Genomic DNA, 25269 nt, shown 5'->3' with positions numbered 1-25269 from the left:
GCGGGGCCCCCCGATGCTGCGGACGCCCCGCGGCGGGCCCGCCCCCTCCGGGGGGGGCCGGGCCCCGTCCGCGTCCCCGGCCGCCGGGTAGGTTGCCGGTGTGCAGATCGCCGTCACCGGGTCCATCGCGACCGACCACCTCATGACCTTCCGCGGCCGCTTCGCCGACTCCCTCGTCGTCGAGCAGCTCGACAAGATCTCGGTCAGCTTCCTCGCCGACCAGCTCGACATCCGGCGCGGGGGCGTCGCCGGCAACATCTGCTTCGGGATGGGCGTCCTCGGGGCCCGTCCGCTCCTCGTCGGCGCGGCGGGCGAGGACTTCGCCGACTACCGCAGCTGGCTCGGCCGGCACGGCGTCGTCACCGACCACGTGCTCGTCTCCGGCACCCGGCACACCGCCCGGTTCGTCTGCACGACCGACGACGACATGGCCCAGATCGCGACGTTCTACGCCGGCGCGATGAGCGAGGCCCGGATGATCGAGCTCGGCCCGATCCACGACCGCTGGGACCTCGACCTCGTCCTCATCGGGGCCGACGACCCCGAGGCGATGCTCCGGCACACCGACGAGTGCCGCGAGCGGGGCATCCCCTTCATCGCCGACCCCTCGCAGCAGCTGGCCTTCGCGGACGGGCCGTTCATCCGCAAGCTCGTCGACGGCGCCGAGATCCTCATCACCAACGAGTACGAGTCGCACCTCACCTCGACCAAGACCGGGTGGAGCCAGGACGAGATCGACTCCCGGGTCACGACCCGCGTCGTGACGCTCGGCAAGGACGGCGCCGAGATCAGGACCCGCGGGCAGGAGGCGGTGCACGTCCCCGTCGCGGGCGATGTCGAGCGGGTCGACCCGACCGGGGTCGGCGACGCGTTCCGGGCCGGGTTCCTCGTCGGGCTCTCCGGCGGCCTCTCGCACGAGCGCTCGGCGCAGATCGGCTCGGTCCTCGCGGCGTTCGTCCTCGAGACGGTCGGCACGCAGGAGTACCAGGTCGGTCGCGCCGGGTTCCTCGCCCGCGTGGAGGCGGCCTACGGCAGCGACGCGGTGGCGGAGATCGCGCCGCACGTGCGCTTCGCCCGCGACTGACCCCGGCGCCCCCGCCGTGGCCTTCCCTCCCGTCGAGCCGCCGCCCACCGGCTGGCTGCTCGACGCCGCCGACGCGGTCGAGGGCGACGACCTCGTCGCCGCCGGGGCCGACCTGGACCCCGGGACGCTCCTCGCCGCCTACCGCCTCGGGCTGTTCCCGATGGGCCTGGGTCGCGACGGCGCCGGCACGGTGGGCTGGTGGTCGCCGGACCCGCGCGGCGTCATCCCGCCCGGTGCGCTGCGCGTGCGGTCCTCCCTGCGCAAGGTGCTGCCGCGCTTCGAGGTGACCGTCGACACCGCCTTCGCGGACGTCGTCGCCGGGTGCGCCGACCCCTCACGGGAGGGGCGGTGGATCACCGACGAGTTCGCCGCGGCCTACGAGGAGCTGCACCGGCTGGGATGGGCCCACAGCGTCGAGGTCTGGCAGGACGACGCCCTCGTCGGAGGGCTCTACGGCGTGTCGGTCGGGGGTCTCTTCGCCGGCGAGTCGATGTTCCACCGGGTCCGTGACGCCTCGAAGGTCGCGCTCGTCGGGCTCGTCGGGCGCTTCTTCGCCGACGGTGACCCGCGCCGGCTCGTCGACGTGCAGTGGGCGACCGACCACCTGCGCCGGATGGGGGCCCAGGAGTGGTCGCGGGCGGACTACCGCGCCGCGCTCGCGCGCGCCCTCGAGGCGCCTCAGGTTGACCTGGCGGCCGTCGCCCCGACGACGACGGTGTAGCGCGTCCAGGACCCCTCGTCGTCCAGGGTGAGGGCGTGGCCGCGCATCCGCGCCCACGCGGGGACGTCGGACCGGGCCGCGACGTCGTCGGCGAGCAGGACGACGGTGCTGCCGGGGGAGAGGTCCTTCGTGGCGCGCGCCACGCGGATGACCGGCACGGGGCAGCGCGTGCCCCGGGCGTCGACGACGGGCGCGTCGCTCACAGGTCCTCGGTCCCCATCCGCACCCGGACGGCCCGGACGGCGTCCGGCAGCTCCCGGCAGAGGAGCGCGACCGCCTCCTCCCGGTCGGGGGCGACGGACGCCAGCGGGAGGGTCACCCGGACGTTCCCGTGGGTGAGCACGCCCATCGCGGCGAGGACGTGGCTCGGCCGCAGCGTGCTCGAGGTGCAGGCCGACCCGGAGGCGACGGCGACCCCGCGGGCCGCCAGCTCGTCGACGAGGGCCTCCCCGTCCGCGAGCAGGACGCTGAAGGTGACGACGTGGGGGAGCGCGTCCGTGGGGTCGCCGAGGACCTCGACGTCGCGCACGTCGGCGGCGGCGGCCCGGATCCGAGCGACGAGGGAGCGTGCGTCCCGCGCGTCGTCGGAGGCGGCGTGCTCGGTCTGGCGCCACGCCTCGGCGGCGGCCAGCGCGAGCGGCACCCACGGCGCCGCGAGGGCGCGCCCGTGCTCGGCCTCGCGGCGGGGGGCGGGCAGGGCGGACCGGGTGCCGGTGCGGACCACGAGCAGGCCGAGCGGCGGCCCGCCGAAGGAGGCGGCGTCGGCGACGACGACGTCGCCCGCGCCGGCGGGGAGGGGCTCGCGCCCGACCGTGGCCGTCGCGTCGAGGAGGAGCGGCACCCCGACGGCCCGCGCGGCGCGGGCGAGCCGCTCGACGGGCTGACGCGTCCCGACCTCGCCGTTGGCGGTCTGCAGGACGGCCGCGGCGACCCCGGGGGCCGCGACGGCCCGCTCCCACGCGTCCGCGTCGACCCGGCCGGTCCCGTCGACGGGCACGGCGTCCTCGGCGTCGGCGCGCAGCAGGAGCACGGAGCGCTCGGCGGCGCCCGCCACCGTCCGGTCGCCGGTGCGCCGCCGGGCGTGGAGGAGGCCGTCGAGCCCGACGGCGAGGGCCTCCTCGGCGCTGCCGTGCAGCGACAGCTCGTCGGGGCGGGCGCCCAGCGCGCCGGCCAGCACCGCGCGCGCCGTGTCGAGGTGCGCCCGGGCGGCGCGACCCGGTGCGTGGCGGGCGCCCGGGTCGGCCCAGGCGACCCCGAGGGCCGCCGTCAGGGTCTGCGCCGCGAGGGGGTGGAGGGGGCCGCGCGAGGCGTCGAGGAGGCCCGCCGTCAAGGAGGCTGTGGAAGGTTGAACGGTGGTGTGCGCCACGGCTCGACGGTAGCCCCCCTCCATGCCCGGTGAGGTACCCGTGCAGTAGGGTTTGCCTCGATCGTCCTCGCTCCACGACACGAAGGGTGCAGCGGTGCGCCAGCACGACTCCTCCTCGCCCCGTCGCCCACGGCGGCGGCTCGGCACGACGGTTCTCGTCGGTGCCCTCGCCACCCTCGCGCTCGGCGGCTGCGCCAGCGGCGACCTGCGCGGTGACGCCTCCACCGGATGGCTCCCGCACGCGGTGACCGAGGGGGGCGAGCGCGTCACGACCCTCTGGATCGGCGCGTGGATCGCGCTCATCGCGGTCGGCCTGCTCGTCGTCGGCCTCACGGTCTGGTGCATCGGCGCCTACCGCCGCCGCCAGGACGACACCGAGCTCCCGGTGCAGCTGCGCTACAACATCCCGATCGAGATCCTCTACACGGTCGTCCCGATGCTGATGATCGTCGTGTTCTTCTACTACACGGCGCGCGACGAGGCCGCCCTCATCGACACCTCGAAGAAGCCGGACGTCACCGTCAACGTCGTCGGCAAGCAGTGGAGCTGGGACTTCAACTACCTCGAGGACGACGTCCACGAGGTCGGCACGCAGGCCATCCTCACCGGCGAGCCCGGAGCCGAGGAGACCATCCCCACCCTGTACCTGCCGGTCGGCGAGCGGGTCGAGTTCGTCCTCACCGCCCGTGACGTCATCCACTCGTTCTGGGTGCCCGCCTTCCTCCAGAAGATGGACATGATCCCCGGGCGGGTCAACCGCTTCCAGGTCGTCCCGACCGAGGAGGGGCAGTTCAAGGGCAAGTGCGCCGAGCTCTGCGGCGCGTACCACTCCCAGATGCTCTTCAACGTCAAGGTCGTCTCGCGCGCCGAGTACGACCAGCACATGGCCGACCTCCGGGCGGCCGACCAGACCGGCCTGCTCAACAACACCCTCAACCGCGAGGCCCTGATGAGCGGCCAGAACGTCCAGCCCGGCGGAGGTAACTGACATGAGCGCCGCGACCGACACGACGATGCTGCGCGAGGCGGGCGTCCGCCAGCGCACCCGCCGGCTCTCGCCCGGTGCCACCGTCGTCAAGTGGGTGACGACGACCGACCACAAGGTCATCGGCAACCTGTACTTCATCACCTCGTTCGCGTGGTTCCTCATCGGCGGCGTCATGGCGCTGCTCATCCGGGCCGAGCTCGCCGAGCCCGGTCTGCAGATCGTGGACAACCCGGACCAGTACAACCAGCTGTTCACGATGCACGGCACGATCATGCTGCTGCTCTTCGCGACGCCGCTGTTCGCCGGGTTCGCCAACGCGCTGATGCCGCTGCAGATCGGGGCGCCCGACGTCTCGTTCCCGCGGCTCAACATGTTCGCGTACTGGCTCTACCTCTTCGGTGGCCTCATCGCCGCGGCGGGCTTCATCACCCCCAACGGCGCCGCCGCCTTCGGCTGGTTCGCCTACGCGCCGCTGTCGGACAACACCTACAGCCCGGGCATCGGCGGTGACCTCTGGGTCTTCGGCCTCGCGCTCGGTGGCTTCGGCACCATCCTCGGTGCCGTCAACTTCATCACGACGATCCTCACGATGCGCGCCCCCGGCATGACGATGTTCCGGATGCCGATCTTCACGTGGACCGTCCTCGTGACCTCGATCCTCGTCATCCTCGTCTTCCCGGCCCTGGCCGCCGCGCTCTTCGCGCTCGGCGCCGACCGGAGGTTCGGGGCGCAGATCTTCGAGCCCGCCAGCGGTGGCGCCATCATGTGGCAGCACATCTTCTGGTTCTTCGGGCACCCGGAGGTCTACATCATCGCGCTGCCGTTCTTCGGCATCATCTCCGAGGTCCTCCCGGTGTTCTCGCGCAAGCCGATCTTCGGCTACAAGACCCTCGTCTACGCGACCATCGCCATCGCGGCCCTCTCGGTCAGCGTCTGGGCGCACCACATGTACGTGACCGGCCAGGTGCTCCTGCCGTTCTTCGCGATCATGACGATGCTCATCGCCGTCCCGACCGGTGTGAAGTTCTTCAACTGGATCGGCACGATGTGGGGCGGCAAGCTCGACTTCTCGACGCCGATGCTCTGGGCGCTGGGCTTCCTCATCACCTTCCTCTTCGGTGGCCTGACCGGCATCATCCTCGCGAGCCCGGCGCTGGACTTCCAGCTCTCCGACAGCTACTTCGTCGTGGCGCACTTCCACTACGTCGTCTTCGGCACCGTCGTGTTCGCGATGTTCGCCGGCTTCTACTTCTGGTGGCCGAAGTTCACCGGGCGGATGCTCGACGAGAAGCTCGGCAAGATCCACTTCTGGATGCTCTTCCTCGGCTTCCACCTCACGTTCTTCGTCCAGCACATCCTCGGTGCGCAGGGCATGCCGCGGCGCTACGCCGACTACATGCCCGAGGACGGGTTCACCCTCGGCAACCAGATCTCGACCGCCGGGGCCTTCCTGCTCGGCGCCTCGATGCTGCCGTTCTTCTACAACGTCTGGAAGACGTGGAAGTACGCGCCGCTCGTCGAGACCGACGACCCGTGGGGCTACGGCGCCTCGCTCGAGTGGGCGACGTCCTGCCCGCCGCCGCGGCACAACTTCGACCGCATCCCGCGGATCCGCTCCGAGCGCCCGGCGTTCGACCTGCACCACCCCGAGGCGGCCGTGGCCGGCGTCCACGACGCCGCGCACAGCTCCGACAGCGGGCTGGTGTCCGCCCTCGGCCCGGCCGACCTGCACGGCGAGGCCTTCGTCGACGAGAAGAACAAGGAGGCCTGAGCCATGCGGGCGATGGAACGGATCGGCATGCTCATCGGCGTGTTCGCGTTCGTCATGGCGGCCATCTACGGCACGTGGACGTCCTCGACGGTCATCGGCACGGAGTGGGTCGGCACGATCGGCCTCATCCTCGGTGGCCTGCTCGGGATGATGATCGCGTGGTACCTCTGGATGACGCGGCGGCGCCTCGACCGCGACCCGGCCGACGACCCGCTGGGCGAGATCGACGAGATCCAGGGCGAGTACGGCTTCTTCAGCCCGCACAGCTGGCAGCCGCTCTTCCTCGCGGGCGCCGCGGCCGTCTGCTTCCTCGGCCTCGCGGTCGGTTGGTGGCTGTTCATCATCGGCGCGTTCTTCGCGATCCCCGCGCTCGTCGGCTGGACCTTCGAGTACTGGAAGGGCCCCAACGCGCTCTGAGCACCCGACCCACGACGAGGGCCGCCCGGGAGGTTCCGGGCGGCCCTCGTCGTCGTCCGACCGGGCGCGGGTGGCCTCAGCCCCAGCCGAGCTCGTGGAGCGCGGCGTCGTCGATCCCGAAGTGGTGCGCGATCTCGTGGACGACCGTGACGGCGATCTCGTCGGTCAGCTCGTCGAGGTCCTCGCACATCCGGGTCAGGGGACCGCGGAAGAGCAGGATGCGGTCAGGCAGGGCGCCGGCGCCCCAGCCGTCGCCGCGTTCGGTCAGCGGGACGCCGTCGTACACGCCGAGCAGCTCGGGGTCGTCGGCCGGCGGCTCGTCCTCGACGAGGAAGACGACGTTGTCGAGCATCGCCATCAGCTCCTCCGGCACCTCGTCGAGCGCCTCCTCGACGATGGCGTCGAACTGCTCGGGCGTCAGGGGGTCCACGGTCGGTCCCGGGGGGCCTGGAGGGCGACGAGGGCCGGCCACCCGAGCGGACGACCGTTCCACGCCGCGGTGAGGACGCCGTCCTGCGCCCGCAGGCGCAGGACGTGGGGTGTCTCGCGGGCGACGACGACCGCCTCGAACACGTGCGGGGCGGTCCAGCCGGCCGAGGCGGACCACGGTCCGTCCCCGGCCCAGGCGCCGTCACCGGCGGTGAGGACGAGCACCTCCCCGTCCTCGACGGTCAGCTGCCAGGGGGCGTGCGGGTCCTCGGTGACCCGGACCGAGAGCGACCGGAGCGAGGGGTGGTCCTCGTCGGGCTCGTGGTGGGCCGTCACGGGCGCGTCAGCGGCCTCGGGGACCGAGGTGTGGTCCGAGGCGACCGGCGGCAGGTGGGCGCCGGAGAGGCGCTCCTCGAGGCGTGCGTGGGCCTCGTCGTCGCGGGGGAGCGGCGCGGGGGAGAGCCTGGGCAGCAGCTCCTCCCAGAGAGCGTCCAGGAGGGCCTGGGTGTCGGTGGCCATCGAGGTGACGGCGACGACGAGCCCGGTCGCCGGGTGGACGACCGAGAACTGCCCCCAGGCGCCGTCGGCGCGGAAGGCGTCGTGCCGGCAGCGCCAGACCTGGTAGCCGTAGCCCTGCTGCCAGTCCACCGTCTCCGGGTGGGGTGCCGTGTCGACGTGGACCGACGTCATTTGCGCGACCCATCCCTCGGGCAGCACGCGGCGGCCCTGCCAGACCCCGTCGGCGCGCAGGAGCTCGCCGAGCCGGGCCAGGGCCTCGGTCGTCACGTGCAGGCCGGAGTAGCCGAGGTCGAGGCCGTCGGTGCCCTGCCAGGCGGCGTCGTCGAGGCCGAGCGGGTCGAGCAGGCGGGGGCGCAGGTGGTCGAGCAGGCGCTGCCCGGTGGCCCGCTGGACCGCCAGGGCCGCCATGAGCGTGGCGCCGTTGTGGTAGACGAACCAGGAGCCCGGCTCCTCGTCCGGCTCGGTGGCGAGGAACTGCGCGGGGAAGTCGGCGACGTCGAGCCCGCGCCACGTGAGGGTGTCCGTGCGGTGCCCGGTCGACATCGACAGGACGTGGTGCAGCGTGAGGCGGCGAGCCCGGGGGCCGGCGGCGTCCGCGGCCTCCGGGAAGAGGTCGACCAGGCGGTCCTCGAGGCGCAGCAGGCCGTCGGCGACCGCGAACCCGACGGCGCACGCGGTGAACGTCTTGCTCACCGAGTACACGAGGCGGATGCCGTCGGCCGTGTACGGCGCCCAGTCCGCCTCCGCGACGACCTCTCCGTGCCGCAGGACGACGAGCCCGTGCGCCTCGACACCCACGCGCTCCCAGCGCTCGAGGAGGGCCTCCACGGCGTCCGGGGGCACCCCCGCGTCCTCGGGCCGGGTGCGGGGCAGGGGAGGTGCCGGGGTCGTCACGGGACCCACCCTAGGTGGCGGCCCGTCCGCCGGCCCCGGACGCGACGAGGCCGCACCCGGCGGACGGGTGCGGCCTCGGTCGGTCGGGCGGGGCGCCTCAGTGGCGGCCGGCCGTCTCGGCGGACTCGATCTCGCCGGCGGCCTGCGAGCCCTCGATGGCCTCGGTCTCGTGGCCGTGGTGGTGCGCCGCCGCGAGCTCGGCCGGGGTGACCGGGTTGACGGCGTCCTGGAAGTAGAACCGCGACAGGCGGGCGCGCATCCGGTCCTTGCGGGCCGCCGGTCGGGCGACGCCGTGCTCGTCGACCTCGGGCTCCAGCTCGAGCGGCGCGACGGCCTCGTGCTGGACGAGGATCCACTGGTCCTCGGGCAGGCCGGCCTCGTGGCGCTCGAAGAAGCGGCCGTCGGGCGTGCGGATGATCGTCCCGGACTCGCGGCCGTGGAGGACCGTGTCGCGGTCGCGGCGCTGGAGCGAGAGGCAGACCCGCTTGGTCACCCAGAAGACGATGGGCGGGGCGACGAACAGCGCGATGCGGAAGAACCACGTGATGTCGTTGATCGACATCCCGAGCTTGATCGCCATGATGTCGTTGCCGGCGGCGAACATGAACACCGTGTAGGCGGTGATGCCCGCCATGCCGATGCCGGTGCGCACCGGGGCGTTGCGCGGACGGTCGAGCAGGTGGTGCTCGCGGTCGTCACCGGTGACCCAGCGCTCCACGAACGGGTAGACGCCGAGCACGGTGTAGACGAGCGGGAGCAGCACGAGCGCGCCGAGCGCGATGTTCAGCGACAGGGTGAACCCGAGGAAGCTGAACTCCAGCCAGCCGGGGAGCAGGCGCAGGGCGCCGTCGGCGAAGCCCATGTACCAGTCCGGCTGCGACCCGGCGGTCACCGGCGACGGGTCGTAGGGGCCGTAGCCCCAGATCGGGTTGATCTGGACGAGGGCGGCCATGAGGGCGATGACGCCGAAGACGATGAAGAAGAAGCCACCGGCCTTGGCCGCGTAGACCGGCATCACCGGGTAGCCGACGACGTTGTCGTTCGTGCGGCCCGGGCCGGGGAACTGAGTGTGCTTCTGCAGGGCGACGAGCGCGATGTGCGCCGTGAAGAGGCCGATGAGGATGGCCGGGATGAGCAGCACGTGCGCCGAGTACAGGCAGGGGATGATCATCTCGCCGGGGAAGGGGCCACCGAAGATCCCGTAGACCAGGTAGGAGCCGATGACCGGCGCCGTCTGGACGAAGCCGGCCATCGCGCGGATGCCGGTGCCGGAGAGCAGGTCGTCCGGGAGGGAGTAGCCGGCGAAGCCCTCGATGATCGCGAGGAGCGCGAGCACCGAGCCGATGACCCAGTTGAGCTCGCGCGGCTTGCGGAAGGCGCCGGTGAAGAACACCCGGAACATGTGCACCGTGAGCGCGACGATGAACATCAGCGCGGCCCAGTGGTGGATCTGGCGGATGATCAGGCCGCCCTTGATGTCGAACGAGATGTGCAGGGTCGAGGCGTACGCCTCGGACATCTGCACGCCGCGCAGCGGCACGTACGAACCGTCGTAGATCGTGTGCCCGGCGCTGGGGATGAACCAGAAGGTGAGGAAGGCCCCGGTGATCAGGCAGATGATCATCGAGTACATGGCGATCTCGCCGAGCATGAAGGACCAGTGGTCGGGGAAGACCTTCTTCATGAGGTAGCCGACCGGCTTGGCGGCACCGGTGCGGTCGTCGACCCAGCCGGCGAGCCCACCGATCTTCTTCGCCCCCGCCGACGGCGCCACGTGGCGCGGGCCGTCACCGGTGCGCAGGGCGTCCGCGGGACGCTGGTTCGCGGTCGTGGTCATGTCAGCCACGCTCCCAGAAGCTCGGGCCGATCGCTTCGCGGAACGGCTGGGCGGAGACGAGGTAGCCCTCGTCGTCGACGGTGATCTTCAATTGTGGCAGCGGACGCTTCGCAGGGCCGAAGATGACCTTGCAGTCCTGGGTCACGTCGAAGGTCGACTGGTGGCACGGGCACAGCAGGTGGTGCGTCTGCTGCTCGTAGAGGCCCACCGGGCAGCCGACGTGGGTGCAGATCTTCGAGTAGGCGACGATGCCCTCGTAGCCCCAGTCGAGCTCCTTCTGGGACTGGATCTGCGCCGGGTCCAGGCGCATGACGAGCACGGCGGCCTTGGCCTTCTCCTCGAGCAGGTGCTCCGCGCCGCCGTCACCGGTCTCGGGGTCGGGCAGGAGGCCCTGCGGCATCACGTGGTAGACGGACCCGATCGTCACGTCGGCGGCCCGGATCGGCTCGTTCTCGGGGTCCTTCATGAGGCGCAGCGGCTTGAAGGTGGGCTCCTCGCCGGGGCCGCTCGGGCCACCGTTCCACCAGGTGAGGGAGAGGCTCTTCTTCGGCAGCTCGCCGAGCGAGCCGCCGACCTGCAGCACGAGCGGGACGGCGAAGAGGCCGAGCGCGCCACCCATCGTCATCTTGATGAGCGGACGGCGGGTGATCTGGGACTTGCCACCCTCCTCGGTCATGACCCGGACGACCTCGGCGCGGTCGGCGTCGCTGGCGCGCATCGGGTGGCGCTCCTCGACGACCTCCTCGTCGGGCATGAGGGTCTTGGCCCAGTGCACGGCACCGAGGCCGATCCCGAGCAGGCTGAGCGCGAGCGCGACGCCGAGGCCGACGTTCGTGGCGCTCGTGGCGCCGATGCCGGGGACGAACACCGTCTGGTCCACGTCGAGCGCGAAGTACAGGACGATGAACAGGAGCGTGCCGACGATGGAGAGGCCGAAGAGGGCCGCGACCTGCTTCTCGGCCCGCTTGGCGGCGGACTCGTCGAGGTCCGCCATCCGCGGCACGTGGTGGGGGAGCCCGGGGTTGGCGAAGCGGTCCGGGAGGCCGCCGGTCCCGACGACGTGGCCCTCGTCGAGGCGCACGGCCTCACCGTGGGACCCGGTCGGGGTCACCTCGGTGCCGGGGGTGTGGGGGTCCTGCTCGTTCATCGGGGTACCGATCTGTCGTCGACGGAAGGGAACGGTGGGGGTCAGGCGGCCTTGGAGCCGAGCCAGACGGCGCAGCCGACGAGGATGCCCAGGCCGAAGACCCAGGCGAACATGCCCTCGGTGACCGGGCCGAGCGACCCGAGCGTCATCCCGCCCGGGTTCTCCTGCTGGTTGAGCGTGTCGAGGTAGGCGATGATGTCGCGCTTGCTGTCCGGGGTCATGTTGGCGTCGTTGAACACCGGCATGCTCTGCGGGCCGGTGGCCATCGCCTCGTAGATGTGCTTGCCCGAGACGTCCTTGAGCGACGGGGCGTACTTGCCGCGGGTCAGCGCGCCACCGGAGCCGGCGAAGTTGTGGCACATCGCGCAGTTGACGCGGAAGAGCTCCCCGCCGACGGCCGCGTCACCCTTCGTGGGGTCGACCGCCTCCTCGGAGGGGACCGACGGGCCCGGGGCGAGGGACGCGATGTAGGCGCCCATCGAGGCGATCTGCTCGTCGGTGAACTTGACGGTGTCGGAGCGGGCCGCCTGGACGCCGGGCTGCGTCATCGGCATGCGGCCGGTGCCGACCTGGAAGTCGACCGCGGCGGCGCCGACCCCCGCCAGCGGCGGGCCGGCGATCTGGTCGCCGTTGCCGGTCTGGCGGCCCTCGGCGTTGAGGCCGTGGCAGGAGGCGCAGTTGGCGCGGAAGAGCGCCTTGCCCTCGGCGACGGACTGGGCCGGCAGGGCCTGCGTCGTCGCGTCGGCCGGCTCCGGGGCCACCGCGGCGTACACGGCCCCCGTGAGGAACAGGCCGATCATGAGGAGGACGGCGATCGCTGCGGGGTGCCGGCGGCGGGCTGCCAGTGCGTTCACGGAGGGGTTCCTGTCGTCTGCTGCGTTACGTGTCGAGTCGGCGTGCGGGAGAACTTACTTGAGGACGTAGATCATGAGGAACAGCGCGATCCAGACCACGTCGACGAAGTGCCAGTAGTAGGACGTGACGACGGCGCCGGTGGCCTGCGCGTGCGTGTAGCGGCGGGTCGTGAAGGTGCGGCCGATGATGAGGAGGAAGGCGATGAGACCGCCGGTGACGTGCATCCCGTGGAAGCCGGTCGCGAGGTAGAAGATCGACCCGTAGGAGTCGGACGAGAGGGTGACGCCCTCGGTGACGAGCGTGGCGTACTCGAGCACCTGGCCGGCGATGAAGATCGCGCCGAAGACGTAGGTGACGACGTACCACTCGCGCATGCCCCAGGCGCTCACCTTCGTGAGGCGGGTGCCCGCCGGGCGGGCGACGACGCCGCGCTCGGCCTGGAGGACACCGAGCTGGCACCACACGGAGGAGACGACGAGGATGATCGTGTTGGCCGTGGCGAACGGCACGTTGAGGATCGCGCTCTCCTCCGCCCACATGTCGGGGAGGTGCCCCCGCAGCGTGAAGTAGAACGCGAAGAGCGCCGCGAAGAACATGAGCTCGCTGGAGAGCCAGACCATCGTCCCGACGGCCACCATGTTCGGCCGCGTCGCGGGGCCGGAGCCGGGGATGGACGGGACCGGTCCCGCGTTCTTGACGGAAGCTGCTGCAGAAGTCGCCACGGACGCATTATGCCGACACCGGAGGGGGTGTGACGAGGCGACCCCCCGAAAGGCTCGACAACGCCCCGCACCGGTGGTGTGTTCCCGCCGAGCGGTCGGGTCCGGCGCCCCGGGACGTCCTCGCTACGATGCACGTCATGACCGATGCGCACGCCCCCGCGGGCCCGTCCACCTCGAGCGCCGACGGCATCCACCGGGTGCGCGTCCTCCTCTACAGCGACGACATCACGACCCGTGACGCCGTGCGCGCCGCCGCCGGTCGCCGGCCCGCGCGTGACGTCGAGGTCGCGTCGTGGCAGGAGTGCGCCACCGCCGAGGCGGTCATCGAGGCGATGGACGCCGGCGGGTTCGACGTCGTCGTGCTCGACGGCGAGGCCGCCCCGGTCGGCGGGCTCGGGCTGTGCCGCCAGCTGAAGAACGAGATCTTCCGCTGCCCGCCGATCCTCGTGCTCACCGGCCGCCCGCAGGACGCGTGGCTCGCCGGCTGGTCGCTCGCGGACGACGCGGTCCCGCACCCGCTCGACCCGATCGCGGTCGCCGAGGCCGTCGCCGGTCTCGCGCGCGGCCGGGCCACCGTCGGCTGAGCGGCGTGACCGCCTCCCCGTCCGGCGCGCTGACCTGGCCGGACCTCCTCGCCGCGCTGCTGCGCGGGGAGGACCTGTCGACGGACGCCGCCCGCTGGGCGATGGACCGCGTGATGTCCGGCGAGGCCTCGCCGGTGCAGCTCGCAGGCTTCCTCGTCGCGCTGCGCGCCAAGGGCGAGACCGTCGACGAGCTGCGCGGGCTCGCCGACATGATGCTCGAGCACGCGAACCGCATCGAGGTGCCCGGCGAGAGCGTCGACATCGTCGGCACCGGCGGCGACCGGATGCACTCGGTCAACATCTCGACGATGGCCTCCGTCGTCGTCGCCTCGACCGGCCTGCGCGTCGTCAAGCACGGCAACCGGGCGGCGTCGTCGTCGTCCGGGTCCGCCGACGTCCTCGAGGCGCTCGGGGTCGACCTGTCGCTGCCGCCGTCGCGAGTCGCCGAGGTCGCGGTCCGGGCCGGCATCACCTTCTGCTTCGCCGCGGCCTTCCACCCCTCGATGCGGCACGCGGCCCAGGCCCGCTCCGGTCTCGGCGTGGGGACGGCCTTCAACGCGCTCGGGCCGCTGACCAACCCAGGGCAGCCGACCTACGCCGCCGTCGGGGTCGCGGACGCCCGCATCGCGCCGCTCATCGCCGGCGTGTTCGCCGGGCGCGGCCGGGCGGCCGCCGTGTTCCGGGGCGACGACGGCCTCGACGAGCTGACCCTCGCGACGACCTCGACCGTCTGGTGGGTGCGCGACGGCGTCGTCACCGAGCTCGCCGTCGACCCGACCGACGTCGGCGTGCCGACCGCGCCGGTCGAGGCGCTGCGCGGCGGGGACCCGGCCTTCAACGCCGACGTCGCCCGGCGGGTCTTCGCCGGAGAGGCGGGCGCCCCGCGCGACGCGGTCGTCCTCAACGCCGGGATGGCCCTCGCCGTCGCGGCCGGGCTGGACGGCGAGCCGACGCGGGAGTCGCTGACGGCCGCCCTCGCCACCGGCGTGCGCCGGGCCCGGCAGGCGCTCGACTCGGGCGCCGCGGCGGGCCTGCTCGAGCGCTGGGTCGCGACGACCCGCGAGATCGCCGGGGCCTGAGGGCCCGTCGCCCTCGTCCCGACCCTCAGTCCTCGAGGCCGAGGCTGAACGCCGACTCGAGGTCGTGCGAGGAGTAGGTGCGGAACGCGATGTGCGTGTTCGTCCCGGTGACGCCCGTGACCTTGTTGAGCCGGTCCGCGATGACGTCGGCGAGCGCTTCGTGCTGGCGGACGCGGACCATCGCGACGAGGTCGGCGTCGCCGGCGACCGAGTAGACCTCGGTGACGCCGTCGATGTCGGCGATCTCCTGGGCGACCTCGGGGATGCGGTCGACGTCGGCGGTGATGAGGACGATGGCGGTGATCACGCGGCCAGCCTAGCCAGCCGCCGTCAGGGCCGCAGGATCCGGTCGAGCAGCCCGCGCAGCTCGGCGAAGTGCCGCTCGGCGCCCGCCTCCTGGTACATCGAGGTGTCGGCCATCGAGTAGCCGTGGGGAGCGTCCGGGTACACCGCGTTGCTCACGGTGAGGCCTGCCGCGGCGGCCGCGGCGCCGAGCGCCTCGACGGCCTCCGGCGGCATCGAGCGGTCGTGGTCGGCGTGGCCGAGGACGAGCTCGGCCCGGGCGGTCGCGAGCGAGAGGTGGGGGCTGTCGGGCTCGTCGGTCACCAGCCCGCCGCCGTGGAAGCCACCGCAGGCCGCGACGACGTCCGGGTGGTCGCCGGCCGCGCGCAGGGCGATGCGCACGCCCATGCAGTAGCCGGTGACACCGACCGGCCCGTCGTCGGTGGCGTCGAGACCGCGCAGGTGGTCGAGGTACGCGGCGACGTCGGGCCGGGAGAGGTCGCTCGTCAGGTGCCCGACGCGCGGCATCGCGAGCTGCATGAACGCGTCGCGGCCCTCGGGGGTGCGCAGGTCGCCGGTCGGCATCAGCTCGGCGACGGTGCCCTCGCGGTGGAACACGTTGGGGGCGAGGACCGTGTAACCCCACGAGGCGATGCGCTCGCACATCGCGGCGATCTGGGGGCGCAGGCCTATGGCGTCCATGACGAACAGCACGCCGGGGCCGTGGCCGTCGGGCGGGAGGGAGAGGTGGGCCTCGGCGGAGCCGCCGGGCACGGGGACGTCGACGAGGTGGAGGTCGCTCACGGGGGCGACGCTACGCCGCGCGCCGTGTGCCGAGCTCGCACGTGCGGGGTTATCGCTGTCTCACGACCGGACGGACAGCGATAACCCGGCACGTGCGGGCTTGTCGGAGGTGGGGAGGCCGGCGCCTCAGCCGCGCACGAGGCAGAAGGGATGGCCGGCCGGGTCGAGGTAGACGCGGAACCCGCCGTCGGGGGAGGGCTGCTCGGCGTGCACGCTCGCGCCGGCCGCGAGCACGGCCGGCTCGGCGGCGTCGATGTCCTCGACCGAGAGGTCGAGGTGGAACTGCTGCGGGTGGGCCCCGCCGGGCCAGGTCGGGGCCACCCAGTCGTCGATGCGCTGGAAGGCGAGGGTCGTGCGCCCGTCCGGCCGCTCGGGAGACACGCCGCCACCCGGCGGGACGAGGGTCGCCCAGTCGGCGTCCGACCCCTCCTCCGCGTCCCAGCCGAGGACGTCGCCGTAGAAGCGGGCGAGGCGCATCGGGTCGGGGCAGTCGAGGACGACGAGGTCGAGGATCGGGTGCGTTGCCATGGGAGGGACCCTAGGAGCGGAAGCGGACGGGACGCGTCCGCATCGGCCGAACGGCCCCTCGGAGGGCCGGCCCGAGCGCTCACGGGCGGAGCCGACCCTAGGGTCGGCGGGCGGAGAGTCCGACCGACCGGGTCGGCTCCCGGGGGAGAGGGGTGGATGTGCTCGCGCGTGCTCGCAGGACGTCGGTCGTCGGCGTCGTGGCCCTGGTCGTGTCGGTGCTGGCGGGCGGGGTGGTCGGCGCCGCTCCGGCGCCGGCCCGCAGCAGCTGCCCGACGCCGGAGCGAGGGGTCCTGTCCACGGCGCCCTCGCGCACGGCGGCGCGCACGGTGGCGCTGACCTTCGACGACGGCCCGAGCCGCTTCACGCCGCAGATCCTCGCCGTGCTGAAGGCGAAGAACGTCCGGGCGACCTTCTTCGTCACGGGACGGGCGGCCCGCCGCGACCCGGCGATGCTGCGACGCATCGTCGCCGCCGGGCACCGCCTCGGGAACCACTCCGACACCCACCCCCAGGACGCGCGCGGATCCGTCCCCCGCGGGGCGTTCGACCGGTTGTCCTCGCGGGTCCGGGCGGCCCAGATGGACGCCACCACCCGCGCGATCGTCGCCGCCACCGGCCGTCGGCCGTGCCTCTTCAGGGCGCCGGGCGGGAGCCACTGGTCGACGACGACGGGCAGCCTCGCGCGGGCCCGGGGGATGAGCGTCGTCAACTGGACGGTCGACACCCGCGACTGGACCCAACCCGGGCACTCGACCCGCGCCTCGCGCGACGCCATCGTGCGGGCCGCGACGGCCACCCGGTCCCGGCACGCCATCGTGCTGTTCCACGACGGGAAGGAGTCGCCCGAACCCGAGAGCCGGGTGTCGTCCAACCGCTCGAACACGGTCGCCGCGCTCGGCCGGGTCATCGACACCTACCGGGCCCGGGGCTACGTCTTCGTGGACCCGACCGGGAGGGCCCTGCCGGCACCCTGAGCCGACGGGGGCGAGGTCAGGAGACGCCGGCGAAGCCGGCGGTGCGGCGGCGCGAGGTCTCGAGCGGCTCGAGCTGCTCGCGCACGGCCGCGGCGCCGCCGACCGGGCAGGTCCAGTCGCCGTCGACGTCGACGACGCGCACCCCGGGCGACTCGAGCCAGCGCAGGACCTTCTCGCTCTCCTCGGCGGTGGCCGCGGTGGCCGGGGCGACCGGCGCCGCCACGACCTCCGCGCTCGCCCGCAGCGCGCCGATGTACGGCATCGGGTCCGCGCCCCGCGGCGAGCTGGTGCTCCCGGCGAGCCGGCCGTAGCGGACGCAGACGACCTCCCATCCGCCGGTGACCGAGCGCCGGGCGGCGACGAGCTCGGGGATGCGGGCGAGCGGGTGCAGCCGCTGGCTGCGGGTCGTGCCGCGCACGAGGGCCACGAGCCGGTCGCGGACCACCTGGGCGTCCTCGAAGCGTTCCGCTCCCGAGAGCGCGGCCATCCGCTCCTGGAGCGCGGTGAGGAGACCGCGGGCGTGGCCGTCGAGGAGGGCGGCGGCCTCGGCGACGACCTCCGCGTACTCGTCGACGCCCTGAGCGCCGGTGCAGGGCGCCCCACAGCGGCCCATCTCGGCGAGGGCGCAGGCGGTGCGCGGGCGGCTGGGGGAGAGACGCTCGACGCACTGGCGCAACGGGAGGACCTCGTGGACCGCGGACACCGCGGCCTCCGCCGCCTGCCGCGAGCCGAACGGCCCGGCGTAGCGGGCGCCGTCGGCGGCGACGGCGCGCACGATCGAGAGTCGAGGGAAGGGCTCGACGGTCAGCTTGACCCACAACGCCTTCTCGGGATGGCGCGAGCGGCGGTTGTAGCGCGGCTTGTGCTGCGCGATGAGGCGCAGCTCGCGGACCTCCGCCTCGAGCGTGGTCGCGCAGACCACGGGCGAGACGGACTCCGCGAGACGCACCATCTCGCCCATCCGGCGACGGTGCTCGGACGCCGTGAAGTACGAGCGGACGCGGGTGCGGATGGACACGGACGTGCCGACGTAGAGGACGCGGTCGTCGCCGTCCTTGAAGAGGTAGACGCCGGGCGCGTCCGGGAGGCCGTCGGCGAGGTGGCGCTTGCGGCGCCGCGCCGGGGAGACCCGGGCGGTGTAGTCGAGGAGCTCCTCGAGCGAGTGCACACCGAGGCTGCCGACCCGGCCGATCAGCGCGTGGAGGACGTCGACGGTGGCGCGCGCGTCGTGCAGCGCCCGGTGGTCGGGCGTGGTCGTGGCGCCGAAGTGCGCGGCGAGCGTGCCGAGGCGGTGGTTGCGGACCTCGTCGCGGGGCACGAGCTGGCGGGCGAGGTGCACCGTGTCGAGGACGGCGAACGACGGCCACTCGCGGTCGCAGCGCAGCGCCGCGGCCTTGAGGAACGACACGTCGAAGCGCGCGTTGTGCGCGACGAGCACCGACCCGGCCGCGAACTCGAGGAACTGCGGGAGCACGGTCTCGATGCGCGGCGAGCCGGCGACCATCGCGTCGGTGATGCCGGTGAGGACCGAGATGAACGCCGGGATCGGCTCGCCGGGGTTGACGAGCGTCTGGAACTCGCCGACGACGACGCCGCCGCGCACGCGCACGGCGCCGATCTCGGTGATGCCGCACTCGGCCGGGCTGCCGCCCGTGGTCTCGAGGTCGACGACGACGAAGTCGACGGACGACAGCGGGGTGCCCAGGTCGTCGAACGTGCCCTGGACCATCGTCATGCCCCGAACGGTAGGTCGGGGCACCGACAGGTCCGTCGAGGCGCGCGGGGAGTGCTCCCCTCCGGGTCCGGGCCCGACGGCGGGCCCGCGCGGTTACAGTGTGGCGACGTCGCGCCGGCCCGGAGGCCGTGGGCACCGGGGGAGCACGAGGGAGGCAGCAGTGGCACGTGGCGGTGGCGCACGCGCCCGGAGCCGGCAGGCCCGCCGTCGCGTCGCGAGCCTCCTCGCCGTCGTCCTCGTCGCCTCCGGCCTCGGGTACGCCGCGGTGGCGAGCGACGGCACCACGGTCCACGAGGCCGACCTCAACGACGCCGGTGTCTGGGTCAGCTCCGGAGCCCAGGCGAAGTACGCCAAGGCGAACGTCCCGATCGGCCAGCTCGACACCGGGATCGCCACCGACGCGGCGCCCGGCGCCGGGTTGGACCTCCTCCAGGACGGAGCGGTCGTCCTCGGCCTCGACACCGGCACCGGCGAGCTCTCCGCCCTCGACGTGGCCGCCTCCACGGCCGGCGACCCGGTCGCCGTCGTGCCCGGCCCGGGGCGCGGCACGGCGAAGGGCTTCCGCCCGAGCCCGGTCGACCTGCGCGGCGGCACCCTCGCGCTCCTCGACCCCGCGAGCGGCAAGGTCTGGGGCCAGCGGGTCGATCCCCGTAGCGGCACGACGGAGTTCCCCGGCGTGGCGGCGGGCGCCAAGCCCCTCGCGACCGTCGGCCGCCACGCGGCGCTCGCCGTGGGGCTCGACGGCGCGATCCACCTCGTCTCCGGCGCCGACGGCAAGGTCACGACCCTCGTCCCCACGGCTGCCGGGGGCTTCTCGCGTCCCGTCGTCACGCCGACCGCCCTGCGGTCCCCGGCACCGGACGTCACCGCCGTGGGCTCGCGCTGGGTCGCGTACGACCCGGCGTCGGACCGGGTCTTCACCGCCGACGCGCCGGACGGCGTCGACGCGCAGGTGACGACGGACGGCGCGCGGCTCGCGGCGCTGCAGGTGCCCGGTCCGGAGGCCGACACGGTCGTCGTCGAGTCGGCGGCCCGTGCGGCGCAGGTGCCGCTCGACGGTGGTCTCCCCCGGGGCGGAGTCGTCGTCGGCGAGCAGGTGAACCGCGTCCCCGGCGCCACGCTGCTCAGCCGACCGGTCGTCCTCGGCGGCTGCGTGCACGCGGCGTGGGCGGAGGAGGGGCGCGTCTTCTACGGGGCGAACTGCGGGCGCACCGGCGACGAGCAGACGGCCACCCTGCCCGCCGACGGCGAGCAGCCGACGCGCGACGGCGTGGCGCTGCGGGTCAACCGCGGCCTCGTCGTCCTCAACGACCTCGACAACGGCGGCGTCTGGGACCTCGAGGACAAGCCGACGAAGATCGACAACTGGGACGCGCTCACGCCGCCGACCCGGCAGGACGACGAGAACCAGAAGAAGGACGAGAACCTCGTCGACGAGGCCGCCGTCCAGCAGCCGCCGAAGGCCGTGCCCGACGCGGAGACCGTGCGCCCCGGCCGCACGAGCAAGCTGCACGTCCTCGACAACGACACCGACGTCGCCGGGTCGGTCCTCGCGATCGACCAGCGCGACGTCACGGCGCCGAACCTCCAGGGCGCCACCGCCACGGTCTCCTCGGACGGCCAGGCCATCGACCTGTCGGTGCCCGCCGGGACGGAGGGGCAGCAGCTCGAGCTCTCGTACAAGGTCAACAACGGCAAGGTCACCTCCAAGGGCGCGGCCCGCGTCTCCGTGCGCATCGTCGGTGACGAGGTCAACTCCGCGCCGACCCTCCGGCCCGGCGGCGCCCAGCTCACGCAGCGTCGCTACCCGGTCATCGCCGGCAAGCGCCTGTCGGTGCCGGTGCTCGCCGACTGGCGCGACCCCGAGAACGACACGCTCGCCGCGCGGGCGGACGCCGAGGGCGCGGTCGTCGACGGCGCGGGGCGGGTGACGCTCACCGCGCCGGTGGAGGAGGGGCGTCAGCCGATCGCCTACGTCGTCACCGACGGCCGGGGCGGGTCGACGAAGGGGACGGTCGAGGCGCAGGTGCTCGGCACCGGTCCCGAGGTCCGCTTCCAGCCGCCCACCACCCAGCCGGATGCCGTGCGCGGTGTCGTCGGCAAGCCCCTGCAGGTCGAGCCGCTGGGCAACGACATCGCCGGCGCCGACCCGGGGGAGCCGGATGCCTCGCTCCGGCTGCGCTCGGAGGTGCGGCCGGTCGGTCCGCTGCAGGTCGACACCGACCTGGCGACCGGCACCGTCACGGTCACCGGCAACGCCCCGGGGACGTTCGAGCTGAGCTACTCGGCGGTCACGGGTGCGGGCGCGGCGCCGGGTCGCATCCGGGTCGACCTCACCGCGCCGCCGGAGGGTGCGCCGCCGGTCGCGGTGCCCGACACCGCGACCCTGCACGACCAGGCGCCCGCCCTCGTCGACGTCCTCGCCAACGACTACTCGCCGCGCGGTGACGTCCTCGTCACCGCCTCGACCTCACCGGCCTCCGGCTCGGGCTGGGTGCGCGCGTCCATCTACCAGGGTCGGTGGCTGCGGCTCGAGGCCGGTGAGCCCGCTCCCCTCGACGCGGGCGCCGGCCGCCGGGGCACAGTCCAGTACACCGTCAGCGACGGCACGCAGCAGGTGCGTGGGGAGGTGTCCGTGCTCCAGCAACCCCCCGCCGACGACGCCGTCCCGCTCGTGGAGGACGACACCGCCACGGTGCGCGAGGGCGACACGGTGAGCATCCCGGTGCTGGACAACGACACGATGGCCGACGGCATCCCGCTGCGGCTTGACCCCGAGTCGGTGAAGGTCGTGAGCAAGGGGGATGCCCAGCGTGCCTTCGCCTCGGGCAACGTCGTGCGCTACGTGCCCGAGGCGCGCGGGCTGCGCGCCCCGAAGTTCGTGACGATCGAGTACGCCGCGTACGCCGAGGGCGCAAAGGGCCGGGCCCAGACGGCACGAGCACGGGTGCAGGTCAACCCTCTCCCGACCAAGCAGCAGGTCAACCAGGCGCCCGTGGCACGCAGCTTCACCGCGACCGTGACGGCGGGCGACCCGTTGACGATGACCATCCCGACCTTCGGGGTCGACCCCGACGGCGACAGCGTCACCCTCACCGGGGTCGTGGGCGCCGACGACGGCCCCGTCGACCTCGCGCTGGGCCGGGTCGTGGGGGTCGGCCCCACGACCATCCGCTACGAGTCCTTCCCGCTCGCCGCCGGCACCGAGGTCATCACCTACGAGGTGCGTGACCGCTTCGGCGCGACGAGCCGCGCGTTCGTCCGGGTCGGCGTGGTCCAGCCCGGCGACCCCCAGCCGCCGGTCGCCGTCGACGACGAGGTGTTCGCCGCGCCGGGCAAGACGGTGACGGTCAAGCCGCTCGTCAACGACCTCATCGCCCGCGGTGACTCCGTGGAGGTCGACACCGAGTCGCTCAACCCGGCCGACGCCCTGCGCGCCTGGCGCGTGGACGAGGACCACACGGTGCGGACGAAGGTCCCCGACGACACGGCCCGCGTGCACCAGCTGGCGTACGGCATCAGCGACGGTCTGTACGACCCGTCGCGGGCGAGCATCCTCGTCAGGCCCGTCAAGGGCTACAAGAACCCGCCGGTGGCCAACGACGACGTGGCGGCGCCGAAGCCGGGGGAGACCTCGACGGTGGTCGACGCTCTGGCCAACGACACCGACGTCGACTCCGACCCGGCGACGTTGCGCATCAAGGAGGTCCTCTCCCCGGACGCGCAGGTCACCGCGGACGGGCGCGTGTCCGTGAAGATCCTCGACCACGCCTACTCCGTGCCGTACGTCATCGTCGACGAGGACGGCGAGGAGGCGATGGCGCTGATCCACGTGCCGACCGGCGCCAACGGGCAGCCGTTCGTCGTGGCCGGCTCGCTCATCACGATGGACCCCGACTCGAGCAAGACGGTCAACCTCGGCGACTACGTGCGCTCCCCGCGCGGGCGGGTGGTGTCGGTGACGACGGCCTCGACGGTCTCGGCGTCCCCGGCGGAGAACCTGTCGGTCAGCCTCGTCGACAACCGCACCCTGCAGCTGACCTCCTCCAACGGGTACGTCGGCCCGGCGGCGGTGATGCTGGAGGTGACCGACCAGGACGCGGTGGGCCAGAAGGACTTCGGCACGGCGTACGTGTCGGTGCCGGTGCAGGTCGGGCCGTTGGTGCCGCTGCTGCGCTGCCCCGACGGCGCCGTCACCGTGACCGCGGGCGGGCTGGACCGCACGGTCGACATCCCCACCGTCTGCCACGCCTGGCTCCCGGTCGGGATGACCCTCGACGACGTGGAGTTCTCCGCCCGGTGGCGCGAGGCGCCGGACGCGGACCTGCGCGTCGACGGTCCGGGCAACCGACGCCTGACGGTCCACGCCGACGCCGACGCCCGCAGCAGCAACGGCACCGTCGAGGTGTCCGCGCCCGGGCTCAAGGAGCCGTCGACCATCGCGGTGCGCGTCATCGGGCGCGAGGACGCCGCGGGAGCCGACGGTGGTGACGCCTCCTCGCCCGAGGACCCGCTCCCGCCCGCACGGGTGCGCCCCGTGACCGTCGACGGCCTCGAGGCGGGGCAGTCGCGGACGGTCGACCTCCGCCCCTACCTGGACTCCCCTCTGCCGCAGCCGCAGTGCACGGTGACCGCCGCGGCGGTCGAGCAGGGGACCGGCCTGACGGTCGCCCGGTCCGGGTGCACCGTCACGCTGACCGCGGGTGACCGCCCGTCGCAGAAGGCGGCGGTGGCGGTGACCCTCAGCGACGGCCCGAAGCGCAGCGCGCGCGGTCGCATCACCGTCACGCTCCTCGGTCGTCCCGACCCGCCGCGTCGCGTCCAGGCGGTCGCCGACCGCGACGCCGGCGGCCAGGCCCGCGTCGCGTGGCTGCCCCCCACGTACGACGGCGGCTCCACCATCACCTCGTACGTCGTCCGCTGGACCGGCGGCTCGTCCGGTAGCACCACGTGCACCGCCTCGCCCTGCACCGTCCAGGGGCTGACCAACGGCAAGGACTACACGTTCACCGTCGCTGCCGTGAACGGTGTGGGAGAGGGCGACCCGTCGGCACCGAGTGCCGCCGTCCGCCCCGACACGCTCCCGCGCGCCGTCACCGGCGTGCGGATGGTCGACCGCGGTGACGGCAGCCTGACCGTCGCGTGGGACCAGCCCGTCAACGAGGGCAGCCCCCTGCGCAAGTACGTCGTGCGCCTGATCTCCTCGACCGGGCAGACCAGGACCCAGAACGTCGTCGCTCCCCAGCGACAGGCCACCGTCACCGGCCTCGACAACATGGCCGAGCAGGACGTGCAGGTCCAGGCGTGGAACGAGCTCGGCGCCGGCCCGTTCGGCCCCGCGGTCTCGATGCAGTCCGCGGGCACCCCGCCGGCGCTGCCGGCACCCACCATCGCCGCGAGCGGCCCCGGCCCGGCGAAGGACTCGGCGACGCTGACCATCTCGTGGGAGCAGGGGTCCCCGAACGGCCCGGCGACGAAGGGGTACACGCTCTACCAGTCCGTCGATGGCGGCGGGTGGACCGTGGCGGCGCGCACCGGTGCCGGTGACCGCACCGCGAGCGTCGTCATCCCCTACGACGGGCGCCAGTACCGGTACACCGCGACGTTGACGAACGGGGCCGACCTCGAGGGGCCGAAGTCCAACGCGTCGTCGTTCACCTCGGTCGGGCAGCCGTCGACCCCCACCGTCACGGCGTCGACGCCGTCGGCGAACCGCCAGATCCAGCTGACCGTCGGCGTCGGCCAGCCGCGCGCGGGGTCCTTCAGCGCGATCCGCTGGTCCGGCGGCGGCAAGAGCGGCTCGGTGACGTGCGGGTGCGCGCCGGGCTCGCAGAAGACGTTCTCCGTCGGCCCCTTCGACACCAACCCGACGCGTCAGTACGACATCACCGTCTGGACGGTGAACTCCGGCGCCCAGGAGTCGGTGCGCAGCTCGGCGACGGCGCAGCCCTACGGCGACACGCTGACGCCGACCGGCCTCACCAGCTCGCGCAGCGGCAACACCATCACGTGGTCCTGGAACCTGCCGGAGAACGGCCGGCGGATCACCGACGTCCAGGTCCGCGGCGCCGTCGACCAGACCTTCGGCGGCAACCGCACGCAGGTGAGCTACACCGGGTCGCCCGGCAACACCTACCGGCTCGAGGTCCGCTCGAAGTCGGAGGCGGGCTGGTCCGCGTGGGCCGGCCCCCGGGCCGAGACGATCCCGGATCCCAAGGCCATCTCGCTGAGCAGCCGGCAGGGCGCGGCCGAGCCGGGGGTCTGCGGCAACTGCTACCGCCTCGTGTGGACTCCGTCAGGGGTCGCGAACGGCACCTACGACTTCGCCTGCTACCGGACGGGCGGGGTGCGCTTCTACCCGCCCTCCGGGACGAGGACCGTGACGGTGAGCGGGTCCTCGCACTCGGGGGCGTGGTGCGCCGTCGACCCGAACTACGGCTACGACCTGTGGGTCGTGCTGACGAACGGTCCCTCGGGGAGGGTCGAATCCAACCACGTGAAGATGCAGCGCTGAGCCCTGTCGGTGGTCGCCC

General features: G+C 73.4%; 21 protein-coding genes. 9 read left to right on the top strand and 12 right to left on the bottom strand.

Translation table 11 applies throughout. The features are described from left to right. Positions 1 to 100: 100 nt before the first annotated feature. Both KMZ30_RS04195 and aat read left to right on the top strand, forming a co-directional pair. Positions 101 to 1084, top strand: a complete 984-nt coding sequence (locus KMZ30_RS04195; RefSeq protein WP_215511460.1) for a carbohydrate kinase family protein — start codon at positions 101 to 103, stop codon at positions 1082 to 1084. Positions 1085 to 1100: 16 nt separating this feature from the next. Next, the gene (gene aat / locus KMZ30_RS04190) at positions 1101 to 1805 is read left to right on the top strand and encodes a leucyl/phenylalanyl-tRNA--protein transferase (RefSeq protein WP_215511461.1); all 705 of its coding nucleotides are present in this window, start codon (positions 1101 to 1103) and stop codon (positions 1803 to 1805) included. Here aat and KMZ30_RS04185 read toward each other — a convergent pair. After that, positions 1763 to 2008 (bottom strand): sulfurtransferase TusA family protein, encoded by a 246-nt coding sequence (locus KMZ30_RS04185; protein ID WP_215511462.1) that lies wholly within the window; start codon positions 2006 to 2008, stop codon positions 1763 to 1765. The genes aat and KMZ30_RS04185 overlap by 43 nt on opposite strands. Beyond that, on the bottom strand, positions 2005 to 3135 hold the full coding sequence (locus KMZ30_RS04180; protein WP_226901682.1) for an aminotransferase class V-fold PLP-dependent enzyme: 1131 nt from the start codon (positions 3133 to 3135) through the stop codon (positions 2005 to 2007). Before KMZ30_RS04180 ends, KMZ30_RS04185 begins: the two co-directional genes overlap by 4 nt. 130 nt (positions 3136 to 3265) lie before the next feature. Between KMZ30_RS04180 and ctaC the strand changes: the two genes are divergently transcribed. The 3 genes from ctaC to KMZ30_RS04165 are packed head-to-tail and all read left to right on the top strand — an operon-like array spanning position 3266 to position 6347. Continuing rightward, positions 3266 to 4159, top strand: coding sequence for an aa3-type cytochrome oxidase subunit II (ctaC, locus tag KMZ30_RS04175; RefSeq protein ID WP_215511464.1), 894 nt, complete (start codon positions 3266 to 3268; stop codon positions 4157 to 4159). Between the two features lie 25 nt (positions 4160 to 4184). Continuing rightward, positions 4185 to 5930 (top strand): aa3-type cytochrome oxidase subunit I, encoded by a 1746-nt coding sequence (ctaD, locus tag KMZ30_RS04170; RefSeq protein WP_226901712.1) that lies wholly within the window; start codon positions 4185 to 4187, stop codon positions 5928 to 5930. 3 nt (positions 5931 to 5933) lie between these two features. Beyond that, complete coding sequence (locus KMZ30_RS04165) at positions 5934 to 6347, top strand: cytochrome c oxidase subunit 4 (protein WP_030528228.1); 414 nt, start codon at positions 5934 to 5936, stop codon at positions 6345 to 6347. Positions 6348 to 6423: 76 nt separating this feature from the next. Here KMZ30_RS04165 and KMZ30_RS04160 read toward each other — a convergent pair whose 3' ends face one another. The 6 genes from KMZ30_RS04160 to ctaE all read right to left on the bottom strand — a co-directional run bounded on the left by KMZ30_RS04160 (position 6424) and on the right by ctaE (position 12750). Next, positions 6424 to 6777 carry a metallopeptidase family protein gene (locus tag KMZ30_RS04160; RefSeq protein WP_215511466.1) on the bottom strand — a complete coding sequence of 118 codons (354 nt, stop codon included), beginning with the start codon at positions 6775 to 6777 and terminating at the stop codon, positions 6424 to 6426. Beyond that, positions 6765 to 8189 (bottom strand): serine hydrolase domain-containing protein, encoded by a 1425-nt coding sequence (locus KMZ30_RS04155; protein ID WP_215511467.1) that lies wholly within the window; start codon positions 8187 to 8189, stop codon positions 6765 to 6767. The genes KMZ30_RS04160 and KMZ30_RS04155 overlap by 13 nt, the downstream gene beginning before the upstream one ends. 97 nt (positions 8190 to 8286) lie before the next feature. Beyond that, complete coding sequence (gene qcrB, locus KMZ30_RS04150; protein WP_215519859.1) at positions 8287 to 10026, bottom strand: cytochrome bc1 complex cytochrome b subunit; 1740 nt, start codon at positions 10024 to 10026, stop codon at positions 8287 to 8289. Position 10027: 1 nt separating this feature from the next. Continuing rightward, positions 10028 to 11173 carry a cytochrome bc1 complex Rieske iron-sulfur subunit gene (gene qcrA, locus KMZ30_RS04145; protein WP_215511469.1) on the bottom strand — a complete coding sequence of 382 codons (1146 nt, stop codon included), beginning with the start codon at positions 11171 to 11173 and terminating at the stop codon, positions 10028 to 10030. A 41-nt stretch (positions 11174 to 11214) separates the two neighbouring features. Further along, positions 11215 to 12027: a cytochrome bc1 complex diheme cytochrome c subunit gene (gene qcrC, locus KMZ30_RS04140; protein ID WP_215511470.1), complete on the bottom strand. Its 813-nt coding sequence runs from the start codon at positions 12025 to 12027 to the stop codon at positions 11215 to 11217. Between the two features lie 54 nt (positions 12028 to 12081). Next, complete coding sequence (ctaE, locus tag KMZ30_RS04135; RefSeq protein ID WP_443678498.1) at positions 12082 to 12750, bottom strand: aa3-type cytochrome oxidase subunit III; 669 nt, start codon at positions 12748 to 12750, stop codon at positions 12082 to 12084. A 137-nt stretch (positions 12751 to 12887) separates the two neighbouring features. Here ctaE and KMZ30_RS04130 point away from each other — a divergent pair, with 137 nt between their 5' ends. After that, positions 12888 to 13334, top strand: coding sequence for a response regulator transcription factor (locus tag KMZ30_RS04130; protein ID WP_030528235.1), 447 nt, complete (start codon positions 12888 to 12890; stop codon positions 13332 to 13334). Between the two features lie 5 nt (positions 13335 to 13339). After that, complete coding sequence (gene trpD, locus KMZ30_RS04125; protein ID WP_215511471.1) at positions 13340 to 14413, top strand: anthranilate phosphoribosyltransferase; 1074 nt, start codon at positions 13340 to 13342, stop codon at positions 14411 to 14413. Positions 14414 to 14438: 25 nt separating this feature from the next. Here trpD and KMZ30_RS04120 read toward each other — a convergent pair whose 3' ends face one another. The 3 genes from KMZ30_RS04120 to KMZ30_RS04110 form a co-directional block, all read right to left on the bottom strand. Beyond that, the gene (locus KMZ30_RS04120) at positions 14439 to 14720 is read right to left on the bottom strand and encodes an Lrp/AsnC family transcriptional regulator (RefSeq protein ID WP_030528237.1); all 282 of its coding nucleotides are present in this window, start codon (positions 14718 to 14720) and stop codon (positions 14439 to 14441) included. A gap of 23 nt (positions 14721 to 14743) precedes the next feature. Continuing rightward, entirely contained in the window at positions 14744 to 15499 is a 756-nt protein-coding gene (locus KMZ30_RS04115) for a dienelactone hydrolase family protein (protein ID WP_215511472.1), read from the bottom strand. Between the two features lie 126 nt (positions 15500 to 15625). Then, positions 15626 to 16027 carry a VOC family protein gene (locus KMZ30_RS04110; RefSeq protein WP_215519858.1) on the bottom strand — a complete coding sequence of 134 codons (402 nt, stop codon included), beginning with the start codon at positions 16025 to 16027 and terminating at the stop codon, positions 15626 to 15628. Between the two features lie 158 nt (positions 16028 to 16185). Here KMZ30_RS04110 and KMZ30_RS04105 point away from each other — a divergent pair, with 158 nt between their 5' ends. Continuing rightward, positions 16186 to 17001, top strand: a complete 816-nt coding sequence (locus KMZ30_RS04105; protein ID WP_215511474.1) for a polysaccharide deacetylase family protein — start codon at positions 16186 to 16188, stop codon at positions 16999 to 17001. A gap of 16 nt (positions 17002 to 17017) precedes the next feature. Here the strand turns inward: KMZ30_RS04105 and KMZ30_RS04100 are convergent, their stop codons facing one another. Then, positions 17018 to 18736, bottom strand: a complete 1719-nt coding sequence (locus tag KMZ30_RS04100) for a DEDD exonuclease domain-containing protein (protein WP_215511475.1) — start codon at positions 18734 to 18736, stop codon at positions 17018 to 17020. A gap of 160 nt (positions 18737 to 18896) precedes the next feature. On the opposite strand from KMZ30_RS04100, the gene KMZ30_RS04095 reads away from it, so the two are divergent. Next, entirely contained in the window at positions 18897 to 25250 is a 6354-nt protein-coding gene (locus KMZ30_RS04095) for an Ig-like domain-containing protein (protein ID WP_308279545.1), read from the top strand. Positions 25251 to 25269: the final 19 nt, after the last annotated feature.

Source organism: Phycicoccus mangrovi, from assembly GCF_018729305.1.
Lineage (GTDB): Bacteria > Actinomycetota > Actinomycetes > Actinomycetales > Dermatophilaceae > Phycicoccus > Phycicoccus jejuensis.
The sequence above is the reverse complement of the archived record's forward strand: the minus strand, read 5'-3'. Positions and strand labels throughout refer to the sequence as shown.

Coding starts and splice junctions, on each gene's coding strand:
- KMZ30_RS04165 (WP_030528228.1), top strand. CDS start 5,934: ATGCGGGCGATGGAACGGATCGGCATGCTCATCGGCGTGTTCGCGTTC.
- KMZ30_RS04110 (WP_215519858.1), bottom strand. CDS start 16,027: ATGGCAACGCACCCGATCCTCGACCTCGTCGTCCTCGACTGCCCCGAC.
- ctaD (WP_226901712.1), top strand. CDS start 4,185: ATGCTGCGCGAGGCGGGCGTCCGCCAGCGCACCCGCCGGCTCTCGCCC.
- qcrA (WP_215511469.1), bottom strand. CDS start 11,173: ATGAACGAGCAGGACCCCCACACCCCCGGCACCGAGGTGACCCCGACC.
- KMZ30_RS04130 (WP_030528235.1), top strand. CDS start 12,888: ATGACCGATGCGCACGCCCCCGCGGGCCCGTCCACCTCGAGCGCCGAC.
- KMZ30_RS04100 (WP_215511475.1), bottom strand. CDS start 18,736: ATGACGATGGTCCAGGGCACGTTCGACGACCTGGGCACCCCGCTGTCG.
- qcrB (WP_215519859.1), bottom strand. CDS start 10,026: ATGACCACGACCGCGAACCAGCGTCCCGCGGACGCCCTGCGCACCGGT.